We start from the raw sequence: 14,815 nt of genomic DNA, 5'->3' as shown, positions 1-14,815 counted from the left end.
GGCCGCTGCCGGGGCGCCGCAAACGTACGGCACGGGCGGTCCGGCCGCGACCCCCGACCCGCCCGGCCGCGGGTCAACCCGTTCGGGGGCGGCGCGTCCGATCGGAGCCTGGCGTGTGGGGGGAGTCGCGGGCAATGGGGTTCTGCCGGCTACGGCTTTCTCAGCCGCCTCGTTGAGGGTGCCGAGTGGTGGTTCTGTCCTCCGGGCACAGTAGGATTGACAGTGAGACGAAGACCCGGTGCGGAGCGAGGGACGGGGCCGGTGGCCCCAGAAACATTCTCCACGTCGGGTCGAGCCGATCGCGATCCGCGGGCAACCGCGGCGACCGGCGCGTTCGACCCGCTGTCCGGAGGTCTCCGGCACCGGTCCGCGCGCCGACGTCGCGTCCTGTCCGCCGAACCCGCGCCCGAAGCGCCTTGCCGGCGCAGACGACGCGAGAAAGTGGCCGAGGGTGGCAGCGCAGGACAAGCAGGAGTACGGCGCGGAGTCGATCACCGTTCTCGAGGGGCTGGAGGCCGTCCGCAAGCGGCCCGGTATGTATATCGGGTCCACCGGCGAGCGCGGTCTGCACCACCTCGTCTGGGAGGTCGTGGACAACGCGGTCGACGAGGCGCTGGCCGGATACTGCGACACCATCGACGTGGTGCTGCTCGCCGACGGCGGGGTCCAGGTCACCGACAACGGCCGCGGCTTCCCGGTCGACCTGCACCCGAAGCTCAAGAAGCCGGGTGTCGAGGTCGCGCTGACCGTGCTGCACGCCGGTGGCAAGTTCGACGGCAAGGCGTACGCAGTCTCCGGTGGTCTGCACGGCGTCGGCGTGTCGGTGGTGAACGCGCTCTCCACCCGGATGGCCGTCGAGATCCACAAGTCCGGCTTCGTGTGGCGGCAGCAGTACAACAACTCCAAGCCCGGCCCACTGGACAAGGGCGAGCCCACCGACCGCACCGGCTCGACGGTCACCTTCTGGCCCGACGCCGACGTCTTCGAGACGGTCGACTTCGACTTCCAGACCATCTACCGGCGCCTCCAGGAGATGGCCTTCCTCAACCGTGCCCTCCGCATCCACCTGCTCGACGAGCGGGTGGCCGAGGAGGAGGACGGCCGGCAGCGTGAGGTGACCTTCTTCTACGAGGGCGGCATCGCCGACTTCGTACGGCACCTCAACGCCTCGAAGAGCCCGATCCACAAGACCGTGGTCGAGTTCGGTGCCGAGGAGGAGGGCATGTCGCTCGAGATCGCCATGCAGTGGAACGAGTCGTACGGCGAGTCGGTCTACACCTTCGCCAACACGATCAACACGCACGAGGGCGGCACCCACGAGGAGGGCTTCCGGTCCGCGCTGACCAGCGTGGTCAACCGGTACGGCGCCGACAAGAAACTGCTCAAGGGCGACGAGAAGCTCTCCGGCGAGGACATCCGGGAAGGGCTCGCGGCGATCATCTCGGTCAAGCTGGCCAACCCGCAGTTCGAGGGGCAGACCAAGACGAAGCTCGGCAACACCCCGGTGAAGAGCTTCGTGCAGCGGGTCTGCAACGACCGGCTGGTCGACTGGTTCGACCGCAACCCGGCCGAGGCCAAGATGATCATCACCAAGGCCTCCCAGGCGGCCCGCGCCCGGATCGCCGCGCAGCAGGCCCGCAAGCTCGCCCGGCGCAAGTCGCTGCTGGAGTCCGGCTCCATGCCGGGCAAGTTGGCCGACTGCCAGTCCACCGACCCGCGCGAGTCTGAGGTGTTCATCGTCGAGGGCGACTCGGCGGGTGGCTCGGCCAAGCAGGGCCGGGACCCGCGGACGCAGGCGATCCTGCCGATCCGCGGCAAGATCCTCAACGTGGAGAAGGCCCGGATCGACCGGGTGCTGAAGAACAACGAGGTCCAGGCGCTGATCACCGCGCTGGGCACCGGCATCCACGACGACTTCGACATCGAGAAGCTGCGGTACCACAAGACCGTGCTGATGGCCGATGCCGACGTCGACGGCCAGCACATCCAGACGCTGCTGCTCACGCTGCTCTTCCGTTTCATGCGCCCGCTGGTCGAGCTGGGGCACGTCTACCTGGCCGCCCCGCCGCTCTACAAGATCAAGTGGAACAAGAAGGGCGACGACGCCCAGTACGCGTACTCGGACCGCGAGCGGGACGGGCTGATCGCGCTGCGCCAGCAGAAGAAGCCCAACGCCAAGCCGGATGACATCCAGCGCTTCAAGGGCCTCGGCGAGATGAACTACCCCGAACTGTGGGAGACCACGATGAACCCGGCAACGCGTACCCTGCGTCAGGTCACGCTCGACGACGCGGCAACCGCCGACGAGTTGTTCAGCGTGCTGATGGGTGAGGACGTCGAGGCGCGCCGGTCGTTCATCCAGCGCAACGCCAAGGACGTCCGGTTCCTGGACATCTGACGGAGCACGGTGGGTCGGTCGGGCCACACCCGACCGACCCACCGATCCACAGAGTTATCCACAGCTTGGCCGGTATCCACAGCCGTTATCCACAGCACGAAAACGACTCTGAGTCTGATAAGGGTATACAGTGACCGATTCACCCGAGTCCACACCGAACGAGCCCGAGGTCCCCGAGGTCCTCGCCGCCGTGGTCGCGCACGACCGGATCGAGCCGGTCGGGCTCGAGGTGGAGATGCAGCGCTCCTACCTCGACTACGCGATGAGCGTCATCGTCGGTCGAGCGCTGCCGGACGTCCGGGACGGCCTCAAGCCGGTCCACCGCAAGATCCTCTACGCGATGTTCGACTCCGGCTACCGGCCGGACCGGGGCTACGTGAAGTGTTCCCGGGTGGTCGGCGACGTGATGGGTCAGTTCCACCCGCACGGCGACTCGGCGATCTACGACGCTCTGGTCCGGATGGCGCAGCCCTGGTCGCTGCGGTACCCGCTGGTGGACGGCAACGGCAACTTCGGCTCGCCGGGTAACGACCCGGCCGCCGCCATGCGGTACACCGAGTGCAAGCTCGACCCGCTGGCCATGGAGATGCTGCGGGACATCGACGAGGACACCGTCGACCTGCAGGACAACTACGACGGCCGGGCCAAGGAGCCCACCATCCTGCCGTCGCGGATCCCGAACCTGCTGGTGAACGGCTCCGAGGGCATCGCGGTCGGCATGGCCACCAAGATCCCGCCGCACAACCTGCGCGAGATCGGCGCGGCGGTGCAGTGGTGCCTGGAGAACCCGGAGGAGGACGAGGAGACCACCCTCGAAGCCCTGCTCGGCATCGTCAAGGGTCCGGACTTCCCGACCCACGGCCTGATCGTCGGCACCACCGCCATCCAGGACGCCTACCGCACCGGTCGCGGCTCGATCCGGATGCGCGCTGTCGTGGAGGTCGAAGAGGACAAGCGCGGCCGGCCCTGCCTGGTGGTCAGCGAGCTGCCCTACCAGGTCAACCCGGACAACCTGGCCGAGCGGATCGCCGAGCTGATCAAGGAAGGCAAGCTCGCCGGGATCGCCGACATCCGCGACGAGTCCTCCGGGCGTACCGGCATGCGGATCGTGCTGGTGCTCAAGCGCGACGCGGTCGCCAAGGTGGTGCTGAACAACCTCTACAAGCACACCCAGCTCCAGGAGACCTTCGGCGCCAACATGCTGGCGCTGGTCGACGGGGTGCCGCGCACGCTCAACCTGGCGCAGTTCATCCGCTACTACGTCGAGCACCAGATCGACGTGATCCGTCGGCGGACCGCGTTCCGGCTGCGCAAGGCCGAGGAGCGGGCGCACATCCTGCGTGGTCTGTCCAAGGCGCTGGACGCACTGGACGAGGTGATCGCCCTGATCCGGCGCTCGCCGACCGTGGACGACGCCCGGCAGGGCCTGATCCGGCTGCTGGAGATCGACGAGATCCAGGCGACCGCGATCCTGGACATGCAGCTGCGCCGGCTCGCCGCTCTGGAGCGGCAGCGGATCCTCGACGACCTGGCCAAGCTGGAGATCGAGATCGCCGACCTCAAGGACATCCTCGCCAAGCCGGAGCGGCAGCGGCGGATCGTCTCGGAGGAGCTGGGCGAGATCATCGCCAAGTGGGGCGACGAGCGGCGCACGAAGATCGTTCCGTTCGACGGCGAGGTCTCGATGGAGGACCTCATCGCCCGGGAGGACGTGGTCGTCACGATCACCCGGACCGGGTACGCCAAGCGGACCAAGGTCGATCTCTACCGCTCACAGCGGCGCGGCGGCAAGGGCGTCAGTGGCGCCACGCTGCGACAGGACGACATCGTCAGCCACTTCTTCGTATGCTCAACCCACGATTGGATTCTGTTCTTCACGAACAAGGGCCGCGTATACCGGGCCAAGGCGTACGAGCTGCCGGAGGCCAGTAGGGTAGCCAAGGGCCAGCACGTGGCCAACCTGCTCGCGTTCCTGCCCGACGAGCAGATCGCGCAGATCATCGAAATCCCGAACTACCAGGTGGCCCCCTACCTGGTACTGGCCACGAAGAACGGCCTGGTGAAGAAGACGCGGCTCGAGGAGTTCGACTCCAACCGTTCCGGCGGCATCATCGCGATCAACCTGCGCGATGAGGACGAGCTGGTCGGTGCTGCGTTGGCTGCGCCGGACGACGACCTGCTGCTGGTCTCCAAGAAGGCGCAGGCGATCCGGTTCAGCGCCTCGGACGAGGCGCTGCGGCCGATGGGTCGGGCCACCTCGGGCGTGATCGGCATGCGTTTCACGGACGATGACGTCCTGCTGGCCATGGAGGTCGTTCGGGAGGGCCTGGACGTTCTGGTGGCCACCAACGGGGGATACGCGAAACGTACCCCGATCGAGGAATACCCGGTGCAGGGCCGGGGAGGTAAAGGCGTGCTGACTGCGAAGATCACCGAGCGGCGCGGTGGTCTCGTCGGCGCGGTTGTGATCGACCCGGACGACGAACTGTTCGCGATCACAAGCAACGGTGGTGTCATCCGGACTCCGGTGAAGCCTGTACGCCGTACGCGTGACCGGAACACAATGGGGGTCAAGCTGATGGACCTCCCGGACGGCGTGACTATCGTGGCGATTGCTCGCAATGCCGACGAGCCTGACGAACAGGACTAGTTGAATGACGGAGACACAGGCGAAGTCGGGGAACACGGGGACCTCGGCCAACCCGGTCGACGAGGATGCCGCCAAGGGCGGCACACCAGCGACCGGCCGCGCGGCCGTGGGCCGGGCGACGGTCCCCGCCGACGCGCCTGCCCCGAAATTCACCCGGGCTCCCGGCATGACACCACCGCCGGACCAGCCCGGCGAGGACGGCGGGTCGGCCGACAAGTCCGAGGCCTCCGCTCCCGAGGCGCCGGCGTCCGCCGGCACACCTCCGGTTGCGGCCCCGGCCCCGGCCCGTCCGACGACCACCCAGCCGATCAACGTCCGGGCCGGTCAGGCGGCGTCGACCGGGAGCACGGGCACCCAGCCCCGGATCACCCCCGGCATGACCCAGCCGCAGCTGGACCCGGGGCGTACCGCCACTGCCGGCCGCCCGGCCAGCGGCGGTGGCCTGCCACCGGGAATCGGCAACGCGTCCGCCGTCGGGGCGGCCCGGGTCGGCGACGCGGTACGCGCCGCGCGTACCTCGGTCAGCTCGGCCGCGTCCCGCGGACCGCGCCGGGCCCGGCTGAACCTGAAGCGGATCGACCCGTGGTCCGTGATGAAGTTCGCGTTCGCCGTCTCGGTGGTGCTCTTCATCGTCGTGGTGGTCGCCACGTCGGTGCTCTACCTGGCGCTGGACGCGATGGGCGTGTTCCAGAGCGTCAACGACAGCCTGAGTGACCTGGTCAACGCCGGCGGTGGGCAGAGTACCGACGGTTTCCAGATCACCGCCAAGGGCGTGATCCTCAGCTCGGCGCTGATCGGCCTGGTCAACGTGGTGCTGTTCACCGCGCTGGCCACGCTGGGAGCGTTCGTCTACAACGTCTGCGCCGACCTGGTCGGCGGGATCGAGTTGACCCTCGCCGAGCGGGACTGAACGATCGGAGCGCCGGGGCGCCGCGAATAGCGGTCGCTCCGGCGCTCCGCACTCGGGTAGGTTCTGGAGGCGTCGACGACCCGGCTCGCAGGCCGGACCCCGATTTGGGGCCGACCGAGCGGATGGGTTAATCTTGCTCGTCGCAACGCGGGGCTATAGCTCAGTCGGTTAGAGCGCAGAGCTGATAACTCTGAGGTCGCTGGTTCGATTCCAGCTAGCCCCACCGCAGGTCGTCCGACGGTAGTCGAGCGCGAGGGGTCGCCCCATGTTCAAGAAGCTGCTGATTCTGGCCGGCGTCGTCGGCGTGGCCGCCGTCGTGTTCAACAAGGTCAAGGCGTCCAACGACGAGCGTGCGCTGTGGCACGAGGCGACCACCGCGCCCGACCTGCGCTGAGGTCAGGCCCGGCGCCGAGCGATCGGCGACGCCGCCCGCTCACGGGGCCCTAGCTCAACTGGCAGAGCACTGCCTTTGCAAGGCAGGGGTTAGGGGTTCGAGTCCCCTGGGCTCCACCACACAATTTGGCCTGGTCACGGGCTGTTTTCTCCCTCGATCGGCTTCCCGCCAAATTGAGGATCTTCTACGGTAGTCAGCGGATCGTCAGCAGACCCGCCGAAGGCCCTGCGCACCGACTCGTGGAAATCCGCCGGAGTATGCGTGTAGCGGTTGAGCGTCGTTGACGCCTGCTCGTGGCCCATCACCGCCTGGACCACGTTGACAGGGACTCCGGCGGACACCAACCACGTCGCGTAGCAGTGCCGCAGATCATGGAAGCGCAGTCCACCAGCCGCCTTGGTCGCCAAGCAGTCGACCGCTTCCCGTTCGGTCGTGAACTCCGCTGACCATTCCACGCCGTCCCGGTCGGGCCAGGTTGCGCGGAACTTGAACGGCCCGGATTCGGCGAGCTGGCCCAGGAGTCCAGCTCGGACAAGAGACGGACGCCAGACCTGACGCCGGAAGTTACTACGCAACATCAAGGCGGCCCTTGACGGGCCGCACGCGCCGCCGCCTGGGCGCGCGCCGGCCGCGCCGCTGTCGCTCTGCGGCCGTCACGCCTGACGCCCCCGGCGGCTGGCGCGGAAAGCGGGAAGCCCGGTGGGCCGCCGCAGAACGACAGATCGTTGACGAGTGAGGGGTGGGCCGGCAGCCGGCCGGGCCGCGCGGCCACGTGCCCGCGCGGCGTAAGGGAGCGCACGCCGGCCGCGTCGGCGAGCTGGCGGCGGTCGCGGGGTTGCGGCTAGTGCGCCTCCGGCGGGGGCGCTCCGGCTCCAGGATGGCCGGGGCTCCGTCGGCGGGTCGCGGTCCGTGGGTGGTTACGGTAGCGCCATCCCACCGCCGAAGACCCGGGGCGAGCCGAGCAGACCGCCGCCGGGACCGCCAGCGTCCGTCCGTGCGTTAAGGCCGTCTTGACGTGGCGGCCCCGACGGCGGCCCGCTCCCACAAGGGCGGGTCGACGGCGACGGGATGGCGAGGTTCCGCTGGCTGGGTCAATGCCTCACCAACACGCATGCGACACGGGGCGGGTCGAGCATCCACCCGGCCCCCCAGCTATTGATGGGGTCGCCAGATCTTGTCGGCGGCTGCGGGGTGGCGGCTGCGTCGATCGTTTGGGCAAGGGCCGTCAGAGTGGGTCGAGGCGGCGCTTGAGCAGGCAGAACTCGTTGCCTTCTGGATCGGCGAGGACGTGCCAGGACGCATCCGCAGGCTGACCGATGTCGACGAGTTTGGCCCCGGCGGCCAGGAGGCGCTCGAGCTCGGCGTCCTGATCGCGGTCGGTGGGGTTGACGTCGATGTGCAGCCGGGCATGCCCGTTCTTCGGCTCGTCGTTGCGGATGAGGAAGATCGTCGGCTGCGGGCCGCCGAACCCTTCGCGCGGGCCTATCTCGATGTAGACCCCCTCTTCGCGATCGAGCACTATGAAGTCCAGGACCTCGCACCAGAACCGCGCTAGCACCTCGGGGTCGCGGCACTTGAGCACGAGCTCACCGATACGGCATGCCATTGACGAAACCTACTCTCAGCATGGGAACTGCCGGGGCGGCCGCACGCGGATCTCATGGGCTCCCTGCAGTGCGAACAAGCTCGCGATCGTACCGGGCGAGGCGAGCGGGGCTGGACGAGGGTGCCCGTCGGGCTGAGCCCTGACGGTCGTCAGTCAGCAGGAAGTCAGCGAGACGCGCGACAACAGCCGTCAACCGTTGGTACGGGACAGCAAAGTCCCGGACGACAACACCAGTCGTCGGCATTGATCAGCAAGCATCAACTGTGTGGAGCCGCCTTTGCAAGGCAGGGGTTAGGGGTTCGAATCCCCTGGGCTCCACCAGCACTTTCCTTGGTTGATCTCGGTCCCGAGTACAGCCAAGCGGTCACGCCGTCCGCTCCTGGCCGAGGACCCGATCTATGGCCGAGGCAGCCTGACGAGCCCTCGCCGGCAGAACGTGGCCGTAGGTGTCGGCCGTCATGAAGCTCTCCGCGCCCACCGCAAGGGGCCTAGCGGCAGGTCGGCGGAGCGTGAGCGCACGGATCTGCCGATGACAGCGCGCCGTCCATCCATGGCCGTCGGGGCTCGCCCGGGCCGTGGCCCGCAATTCCCTGCAGCAGGGGGAAGGCCATGGCATTATCGTTCGCCATGTGGGCCGACGACCCGAGGATGACCTTGCCGTTCCGCTGGAACTTGGTGACACCGGATCGACTGGGTTCGCTCTTGGACGGGGATTGCCGCCCCGATTTGTGGTTTGCGGCAGAGTTGGTGGATTGCTCGGCCAGGGTGTTAGCCCGTTCCGGTGGCGGCGCGTTGCACTTCGTCGGACGCTCGATGGATTCGATGTACGACCTGCTTACTGGAGTGCTGGCCGAGGACCCGAGGTTGATACGGTTGCCATTCAGCAGGTCTTCAGAGGGTTGGGTGCCGTGTGATGAGTGGCGCGACGAGGCTCGCGTCATCCTGACTCGATGTGGCGTGACGCCGTTCCGCCTGGCCCGCACCGGCGATCCTGTCTCGTTCGTCGACATTGTGTCCACCGGCAGGACGTTCGAGAGCCTGTATTCGCTGCTCCGCGACTGGGTCGAGGAGCAGCGGGAGCCGTGGGACGTCGTGCGCCGAAAGATTCGTTTCATCGGGGTCGTCGCCCGTGGTAAGACGAGTCCGAAGACGCGACGTTGGCAGCGGCACGCAGGCTGGACCGCGGACTTGCCGTCCGGCGCGGTCAGCAACGTATCGATGGATCCGTCGGTATATTCCTATCTGGCGGAGCGGCAGGAGAAGCTGACAGCGAGCTTCGGTCCGAGCCTTCGCGAGGAGGTCGGAATCCGACGCGACAGCCGCGTTCGATATGCCTTGGCGGAGGCCGTCGCCTTGGTGGCCCACGGCCGACGTCCCGAAACCCTGGCGACGTTGATCCGGAACCTGTCGACTCAAAAGCCATACCCGAAAAAGTGGCTCGCCACGCTCACTCATGCGTGACGCTGCTTCGTCGTAGGTGCCGCTTCGCTCAGCGGCCGTTCGCGCTCAGCACACGGTGCACGCTCATGCCGCGATCCGCGCGGACGTCGCTGACCAGTTGGCGGACGACTGTCGCAGGTTAGCCGACGGAGGACACTTGGCGAGCCGAGTTGTCTAGTCCCACCACATGCTTCCTCAAATGCGGCGTCAGGTCGCTACGCGGAGATCACGAGGTCCGGGTGAATTGCGCCGGATTCATCGATCATCTGCGGGCCGGATGGCAGCGAGGTTCGTCCCGTCGGTGGTCTTGGCAATGAGTTCCTTGAACCGGACCGGGTCGGCTTCGGCGATAGCGCGGGCCTGGGCCACCCTGCGGTGCAGCCCCGACGGGTAGAAGGACTTGTCCAGAATGAAGCCTCGGGCCAGCCATTCGCGTGTGGTGTTGTGGTCGCACTCGACGAAGGCGGTGAGACAGGCTGCGCGATACCAGACGCGAATGCCGGCAACCTCATCATCTTGGGCCTGGCTAACCGTCGTGGGCTGTCTGCTGGTCACCGCCTCAGACGACTCGTACACGAGCACGGCCTGCGACCAGTACCAGGCGCGGACTGCGCAGACGCGTTGCAGTAGCGATCCAGAGGTGACGACCGAGATGAGGTACTCCTGGACCCTGCGACGGCCCACCGCCGTCAACAACGGCTCAATGAGTTGGCGATTGGCGGCCACATCTTCGTCGCAGACCACCGCGGCCAGGACCCGGTCGGCCAGGGTGGCCGCCAGGTCAGGACGTTCTCGAAGAACGCAGGCAAGCTGCCAGCGCTTGCCGTTCCTCCGGTGGTAGCGATGGAACGACTCGTTACTCGCGAACTCCGGCGGCAGTTCGGGCTCTACCCAGTCTGAGTTCAGCTCAGCCAGGAGGTCATCAAGCTGCCGCTCGAACTCGCCAGCCAGGTCGCCGTCTGCCCATGCGTCCATGCCGACATCATCTCCGCCGACCCACTCCGTCATCGATTGCCCGAACGGATCTTGTAAAGGACGTGGTGGGACGCGAGTGTCAAGCATGTCCCGTGACCGGACACGCGAGGGCGGCACCGACACCTTGTCCGACACGGGCGGCCAGCAGGAGGCCGGTGGAGGTGGCCAGCCTCCGGCGAGCGAGTTCCAGGCGTTCATACCCATCGACCTGACACGGACCAGAAAGCGAGGTGCCGATGAGTGAGTCGGCCGATCTGGACGCCCTGCGACGGCTCATGTCGCCGCCGGCGGACGGTGGTACGAGGGTCGACTGGGACGCTCTCGGCGAACGCCGAGGCTGACTGGGAGACCGAGGACAAGGCGCCCGAACTGGAAGGCACCTCTCCGGTGTTGATCAACTGGGGTGTCGACGCCACCGCCGACATGTTGTGCTGGGATGCCTCGGACGGCGATCCAGCCAAGTGGCCGGTCGTGGTCTACAAGCGGAACGGCTCGCTGTGGAGCCGCTACGACTGCGGCATGGTGGAGTTTCTCGTCCGGGTGCTGCGGGCTGACTTTCCCGAGTGCCCCCTCGGCGGCCTGTTCCTATGGGGCGTCAGTGAGGCGGCCTTCGAGAAGAGGGGCGGCTGACCGCGACCCTGCTCCCGCACGGGAGGGTCTGCCGAAAACCTGATCTTGCGGTCAACCTGAGCTTTTGCGGTTATCGGGTGGGTGGAAGGAACTCGTCTCCCGTCCGTGGCGGTGTGCGAACCGTAGGACGGAGTCCGCCCATGGTGTTTCAGGTGGGCCGCTGACGTGTCGTAGCGATCTCGGCGTGGTGGTCGACCGCCCAGTCGGCCAGCGCGGAGAGCGGCTCCAGAAGGCTGACGCCGAGCGGCGTCAGCCGGTATTCGACGCTCGGCGGCACCGTCGGAAACACTTCACGTTCGACCAGGCCGTCACTCTCCAACGTGCGCAGCGTCCGGGTGAGCATGCGCGGGCTGATGCCCTCCACCGCCCGATGCAACTCGTTGAACCTGTACGGACGCCGGCCGAGCAGGGTGATCAGCAGCAGCGTCCACTTGTCGCTCACCCGCCGCAGCACGTCGGTGACCGGACAGCGCTCGTACTCGCCGATCGGAACGGGATTCGGCAACCGGTGGTTGTCCAGCGAGGCACGCACACCGGTGTCCCTTGTGGTCATGAAAGTGCCTTCTTTCGCTCCACTGGCCGTCTGCCCAGGATGAGCACGTCAGTGAAGAACGGTAACGGGGGGGGCGACATGGGCGTTGTGGTGGTCAGTGGGGGCACGAACGGAATGGGACGTGCGTTGGCCCGCGGGCGGGCCGAACGCGGCGACCGCGTCCTGGTGCTCGGGCGCAACCGCGAACGCGGCGAGGCGCTCGCCGGCAGCGCTATCGACTTCCTTCCCGTCGACCTCTCCAGCATGGCCGAGACTCGGCAGGTCATCGAGCACATCCTCACCGAGTACCAGGTCGTGGACGCGCTGGCGCTGTTCGCCAATGCTCAAGCGCCGCGTCGCATCGTGACCGGCGAAGGCCTGGAGCGCACGTTCGCGCTCTACTACCTCAGTCGCTATCTGCTCAGCTTCGGCCTACGTCCGGCCCTGGACCGAGCTGCCGCACCGGTGATCGTGAACGTCGCTGGCGTCGGGGTCACCAAGGGCGGCGTGCGTTGGACCGATCCGCAACTGGCCTCGGGCTACTCCATGATCACCGCACAGTTGCAGGCCGGTCGAGCCAACGACCTGCTCGGCGTGGGCTTCGCCCAGCGATCCGGCAGCCGTGCCCGATACGTGCTCTACCATCCCGGTTTCACCAAAAGCGGCGACCGTAGCCCGCTTCCGCTGGTACTCCGTGGGCTGCTGGCGGCGGCGTCGGTGGCGGCCCAACCCATCGCGGACGCCGTAGCGCCGATCCATCGGTTCCTGGACACGCCACCAGCCGCGCCGCTGACCGCCGTTGACCGGGACAAGCGACTCCCGCTCAGTTTCCCCACCCTCGACGCCGGGAACGCCGAGCGTTTGATGGACCTCACAGAAACGTTGCTCACCTGAAGCTCACCTCTCCCGTCCGCACGTCTCCGGCCCCGCGGCTCCCGACGAGGAGATCCGCTTAGGACTGACGGCGCCCAAAGATGATCCCGCCGAGCGAGCTTTCTGCCGAGGTGAGAGTCATCTGTGCCTCGACCGTGAATCCGCCTTCGCGCAGCCATGCCGCCACTTGGTCGGGCTGGCGACGGTGCACGTGAACCTTCATCGGGTGCCCGCCGTAGCCCTGCGTCTTGAGCCGTGATTCGTCGCCGACGTGGAAGCTGAGCAGCAGCGGGCTGCCGGGACGCAACACTCGCCGGAAGTGCGCGATGACGGAGCCGACCTGGCTGTCGGGGATGTGGATCAGCGAGTACCAGGCGATCAAGCCGGCGACCGAACCGTCATCCAGATCGAGGTCGGTCATGGAGCCCACCTCGAACCGTAGACCCGGATGATCACGCCGAGCCACATCGATCATTCCTGGCGATAGGTCAATGCCGAACGCCTCAACGCCGAGCTCATGCAGGTGGGCGGTGATGCGCCCTGGTCCACAGCCCACGTCCGCGACGGGCCCGCCACCAGCGGCGTGAACGAGGTCGGCGAACAAAGCCAGAGTCGCTCGTTCGTAGGGCGTTTCAGCCAGGAGGTTGCGCAGCAGGTCTGCATAACTGGCGGCGACTGTGTCGTAGGAGATGCGAGTGTCTGCTAACCAGCCGTCATCGTTCATGACGGCGACGCTAGATCAGGGACCAGACGGGCGATCCACGGGCCGGTAACCGTGACCCGTAATGCGCTGGTCATCATCCTTGAATGGATGAACAGCCAGCCCCCGTCACCCTGCACCTGTACTGCCGGGTCGATGTGGTCGTCACCGACCCCGCGGCCGTGATCGGTCACGCGGTCGCCGAGCTGCGCGCGGCGGACATCGACTGGTCCACCGAGGAGGATGACCTCGACACCGCAGTCGGCGAGTTGCAGACCGACCTTGCCGGCTCGCTGGCGAGCGTGGTGGACATCGGTCGGCTCGGCGATGGCGTCCCCGGCGTGGAGTTCCGGGGCGGCCTCTGCTGGGCGGAGCACGGCCCGCCCCGCGACGCTTTCCACGAGCGTGGGGATGGGGGTGATGTCTCCCGATGCTCCTATGGATCGTCAAGCCGTTGCAGGAGCTGTCTTGGTGATCTCGAGTCGGCGAATGATGTAGTAAATCTGCCGGGCGATGAGGCGTTTGAGACAGCGCATGATCTCTTTGTTGGACAGGCCCTGTTGCTGTCGGCGAGCCGCGTAGGCGCGAGTGGGTTCGTGCCAGCGCATGCGGGACAGGGCGATGGTATGCAAGGCGCAGTTGGCCCAGCGGTCTCCGCCGCGGTTGAGCCGGTGACGGTCGGTGCGCCCGGAGCTGGCCGGGATCGGTGCGGCGCCGCACAGGTGAGCGAAGGCGGCATCGGAGTGCAGCCGTTCGGGGTTGTCGCCAGCGGTGGTCAGCAGTTGTCCGGCGGTTTCGACGCCAACCCCGGGCAGCGTCAGCAGTTCGGGTGCCGCGGCGGTGACGAGCGTTGCGAGTTCGGCGTCCAGCTCGGCGATCTCGGCGGTGAGGTGCTGATGACGGCGGGCCAGCCGACGCAGAGCCGCCTTGGTCGCCTGAGCGGGATCGGCGAGGTCAGCGGTGGGGCGCAGCCGGGCGCAGGCGGAGACCAGGGCGGCCCTCGGCAGGCCACGCAGCTGTTCGCGCAGTTCGGCCGGACCGGTGAGAAGCAGGGCGCGGAGCTGGTTGATCGCCTGGGTGCGGGCCTTGACCGCGCCGCGGCGGGTCACCCGCAGGGTACGGATGGCTTCGATGCGACCGTCGCGGCTTTTCGGTGTGCCCGTCGACCGGCCCGACAAGGCGGCCCAGGCGGCCGAATACGCATCGGCCGGATCGGACTTGCCCTTCAAACGGCGGGCCTTGCGGTCGGGTCGGTCGACCTCGACCACGGTGACGCCGGCCTGGCGCAACATCCGCGCCAACGCTGCCCCATAGGCGCCGGTGCCCTCGACACCGACCCGCTCCAGCCGGCCGAAGCTACGCAGCCACGCCAACAACTGCCGATAGCCAGCCGGTGTGGTCGGGAACGCGCGATCGGCCAACTGCCGGCCCACCTCGTCCAGGACAGCAGCGTGGTGAGTGTCGCCGTGGGTATCTACGCCGCCGACCGTCACCGGATGCTGCGCCGTGCCTCGTTGTTCGGTCATGCTTGGTTGGCCGTCCTTTCCGCTCGCACCGGGTGGGCGGCACGCGCCGGTCGGGCGGGCGGACAAGACAGCGATGGGGCCTCTCGCACAGGCTCCTATGAGGTCACGGCGCCCGTCCGGCCGCGTGCACAACAACGGCACCGAGCAGGCCGACAGATCGGATCAAGGACAGCCGAAGCGT

At 67.6% G+C, this 14,815-nt stretch carries 14 protein-coding genes and 2 tRNA genes; 9 read left to right on the top strand and 7 right to left on the bottom strand.

The window, feature by feature from the left end:
• Positions 1-451: 451 nt before the first annotated feature.
• The 6 genes from gyrB to ABZV00_RS02340 all read left to right on the top strand — a co-directional run bounded on the left by gyrB (position 452) and on the right by ABZV00_RS02340 (position 6,471).
• Positions 452-2,398 (top strand): DNA topoisomerase (ATP-hydrolyzing) subunit B, encoded by a 1,947-nt coding sequence (gene gyrB, locus ABZV00_RS02365; protein WP_328422033.1) that lies wholly within the window; start codon positions 452-454, stop codon positions 2,396-2,398.
• A gap of 130 nt (positions 2,399-2,528) precedes the next feature.
• On the top strand, positions 2,529-5,048 hold the full coding sequence (gene gyrA, locus ABZV00_RS02360; RefSeq protein ID WP_355601126.1) for a DNA gyrase subunit A: 2,520 nt from the start codon (positions 2,529-2,531) through the stop codon (positions 5,046-5,048).
• Between the two features lie 4 nt (positions 5,049-5,052).
• The gene (locus tag ABZV00_RS02355; RefSeq protein WP_355601124.1) at positions 5,053-5,958 is read left to right on the top strand and encodes a DUF3566 domain-containing protein; all 906 of its coding nucleotides are present in this window, start codon (positions 5,053-5,055) and stop codon (positions 5,956-5,958) included.
• 149 nt (positions 5,959-6,107) lie between these two features.
• Positions 6,108-6,181: transfer RNA gene (locus tag ABZV00_RS02350), tRNA-Ile, on the top strand.
• Positions 6,182-6,223: 42 nt separating this feature from the next.
• Positions 6,224-6,352, top strand: coding sequence for a DLW-39 family protein (locus ABZV00_RS02345; RefSeq protein ID WP_208869723.1), 129 nt, complete (start codon positions 6,224-6,226; stop codon positions 6,350-6,352).
• Between the two features lie 43 nt (positions 6,353-6,395).
• Positions 6,396-6,471: transfer RNA gene (locus ABZV00_RS02340), tRNA-Ala, on the top strand.
• A 15-nt stretch (positions 6,472-6,486) separates the two neighbouring features.
• Here the strand turns inward: ABZV00_RS02340 and ABZV00_RS02335 are convergent.
• Positions 6,487-6,930 (bottom strand): tyrosine-type recombinase/integrase, encoded by a 444-nt coding sequence (locus ABZV00_RS02335; protein ID WP_355601121.1) that lies wholly within the window; start codon positions 6,928-6,930, stop codon positions 6,487-6,489.
• Positions 6,931-7,577: 647 nt separating this feature from the next.
• Positions 7,578-7,958 (bottom strand): VOC family protein, encoded by a 381-nt coding sequence (locus ABZV00_RS02330; protein WP_073837923.1) that lies wholly within the window; start codon positions 7,956-7,958, stop codon positions 7,578-7,580.
• 609 nt (positions 7,959-8,567) lie between these two features.
• On the opposite strand from ABZV00_RS02330, the gene ABZV00_RS02325 reads away from it, so the two are divergent.
• Positions 8,568-9,419, top strand: a complete 852-nt coding sequence (locus ABZV00_RS02325; RefSeq protein WP_355601119.1) for a hypothetical protein — start codon at positions 8,568-8,570, stop codon at positions 9,417-9,419.
• Between the two features lie 234 nt (positions 9,420-9,653).
• On the opposite strand, the gene ABZV00_RS02320 is transcribed toward ABZV00_RS02325, so the two are convergent.
• Positions 9,654-10,373 (bottom strand): hypothetical protein, encoded by a 720-nt coding sequence (locus tag ABZV00_RS02320; protein WP_355601117.1) that lies wholly within the window; start codon positions 10,371-10,373, stop codon positions 9,654-9,656.
• 240 nt (positions 10,374-10,613) lie between these two features.
• On the opposite strand from ABZV00_RS02320, the gene ABZV00_RS02315 reads away from it, so the two are divergent.
• On the top strand, positions 10,614-11,003 hold the full coding sequence (locus ABZV00_RS02315) for a hypothetical protein (protein WP_355601115.1): 390 nt from the start codon (positions 10,614-10,616) through the stop codon (positions 11,001-11,003).
• 148 nt (positions 11,004-11,151) lie between these two features.
• On the opposite strand, the gene ABZV00_RS02310 is transcribed toward ABZV00_RS02315, so the two are convergent.
• The gene (locus ABZV00_RS02310; RefSeq protein ID WP_328422054.1) at positions 11,152-11,556 is read right to left on the bottom strand and encodes a helix-turn-helix domain-containing protein; all 405 of its coding nucleotides are present in this window, start codon (positions 11,554-11,556) and stop codon (positions 11,152-11,154) included.
• 78 nt (positions 11,557-11,634) lie between these two features.
• On the opposite strand from ABZV00_RS02310, the gene ABZV00_RS02305 reads away from it, so the two are divergent.
• Positions 11,635-12,429 (top strand): SDR family NAD(P)-dependent oxidoreductase, encoded by a 795-nt coding sequence (locus ABZV00_RS02305; protein WP_328422056.1) that lies wholly within the window; start codon positions 11,635-11,637, stop codon positions 12,427-12,429.
• Positions 12,430-12,487: 58 nt separating this feature from the next.
• Here ABZV00_RS02305 and ABZV00_RS02300 read toward each other — a convergent pair whose 3' ends face one another.
• Genes ABZV00_RS02300 through ABZV00_RS02290 form a run of 3 tightly spaced genes read right to left on the bottom strand, consistent with a single transcriptional unit; the run spans position 12,488 to position 14,601 of the window.
• A complete protein-coding gene (locus ABZV00_RS02300; RefSeq protein WP_355601113.1) occupies positions 12,488-13,132 on the bottom strand; it encodes a class I SAM-dependent methyltransferase in 645 nt (214 codons plus the stop codon).
• Positions 13,129-13,509, bottom strand: a complete 381-nt coding sequence (locus tag ABZV00_RS02295; protein WP_355601111.1) for a hypothetical protein — start codon at positions 13,507-13,509, stop codon at positions 13,129-13,131. The genes ABZV00_RS02300 and ABZV00_RS02295 overlap by 4 nt, the downstream gene beginning before the upstream one ends.
• A gap of 45 nt (positions 13,510-13,554) precedes the next feature.
• A complete protein-coding gene (locus ABZV00_RS02290; RefSeq protein ID WP_355601109.1) occupies positions 13,555-14,601 on the bottom strand; it encodes an IS110 family transposase in 1,047 nt (348 codons plus the stop codon).
• Positions 14,602-14,815 lie beyond the last annotated feature (214 nt).

Origin of the sequence: Micromonospora sp. NPDC005173 (assembly GCF_040608515.1) — a bacterium.
GTDB lineage: Bacteria > Actinomycetota > Actinomycetes > Mycobacteriales > Micromonosporaceae > Micromonospora.
The sequence above is the reverse complement of the archived record's forward strand: the minus strand, read 5'-3'. Positions and strand labels throughout refer to the sequence as shown.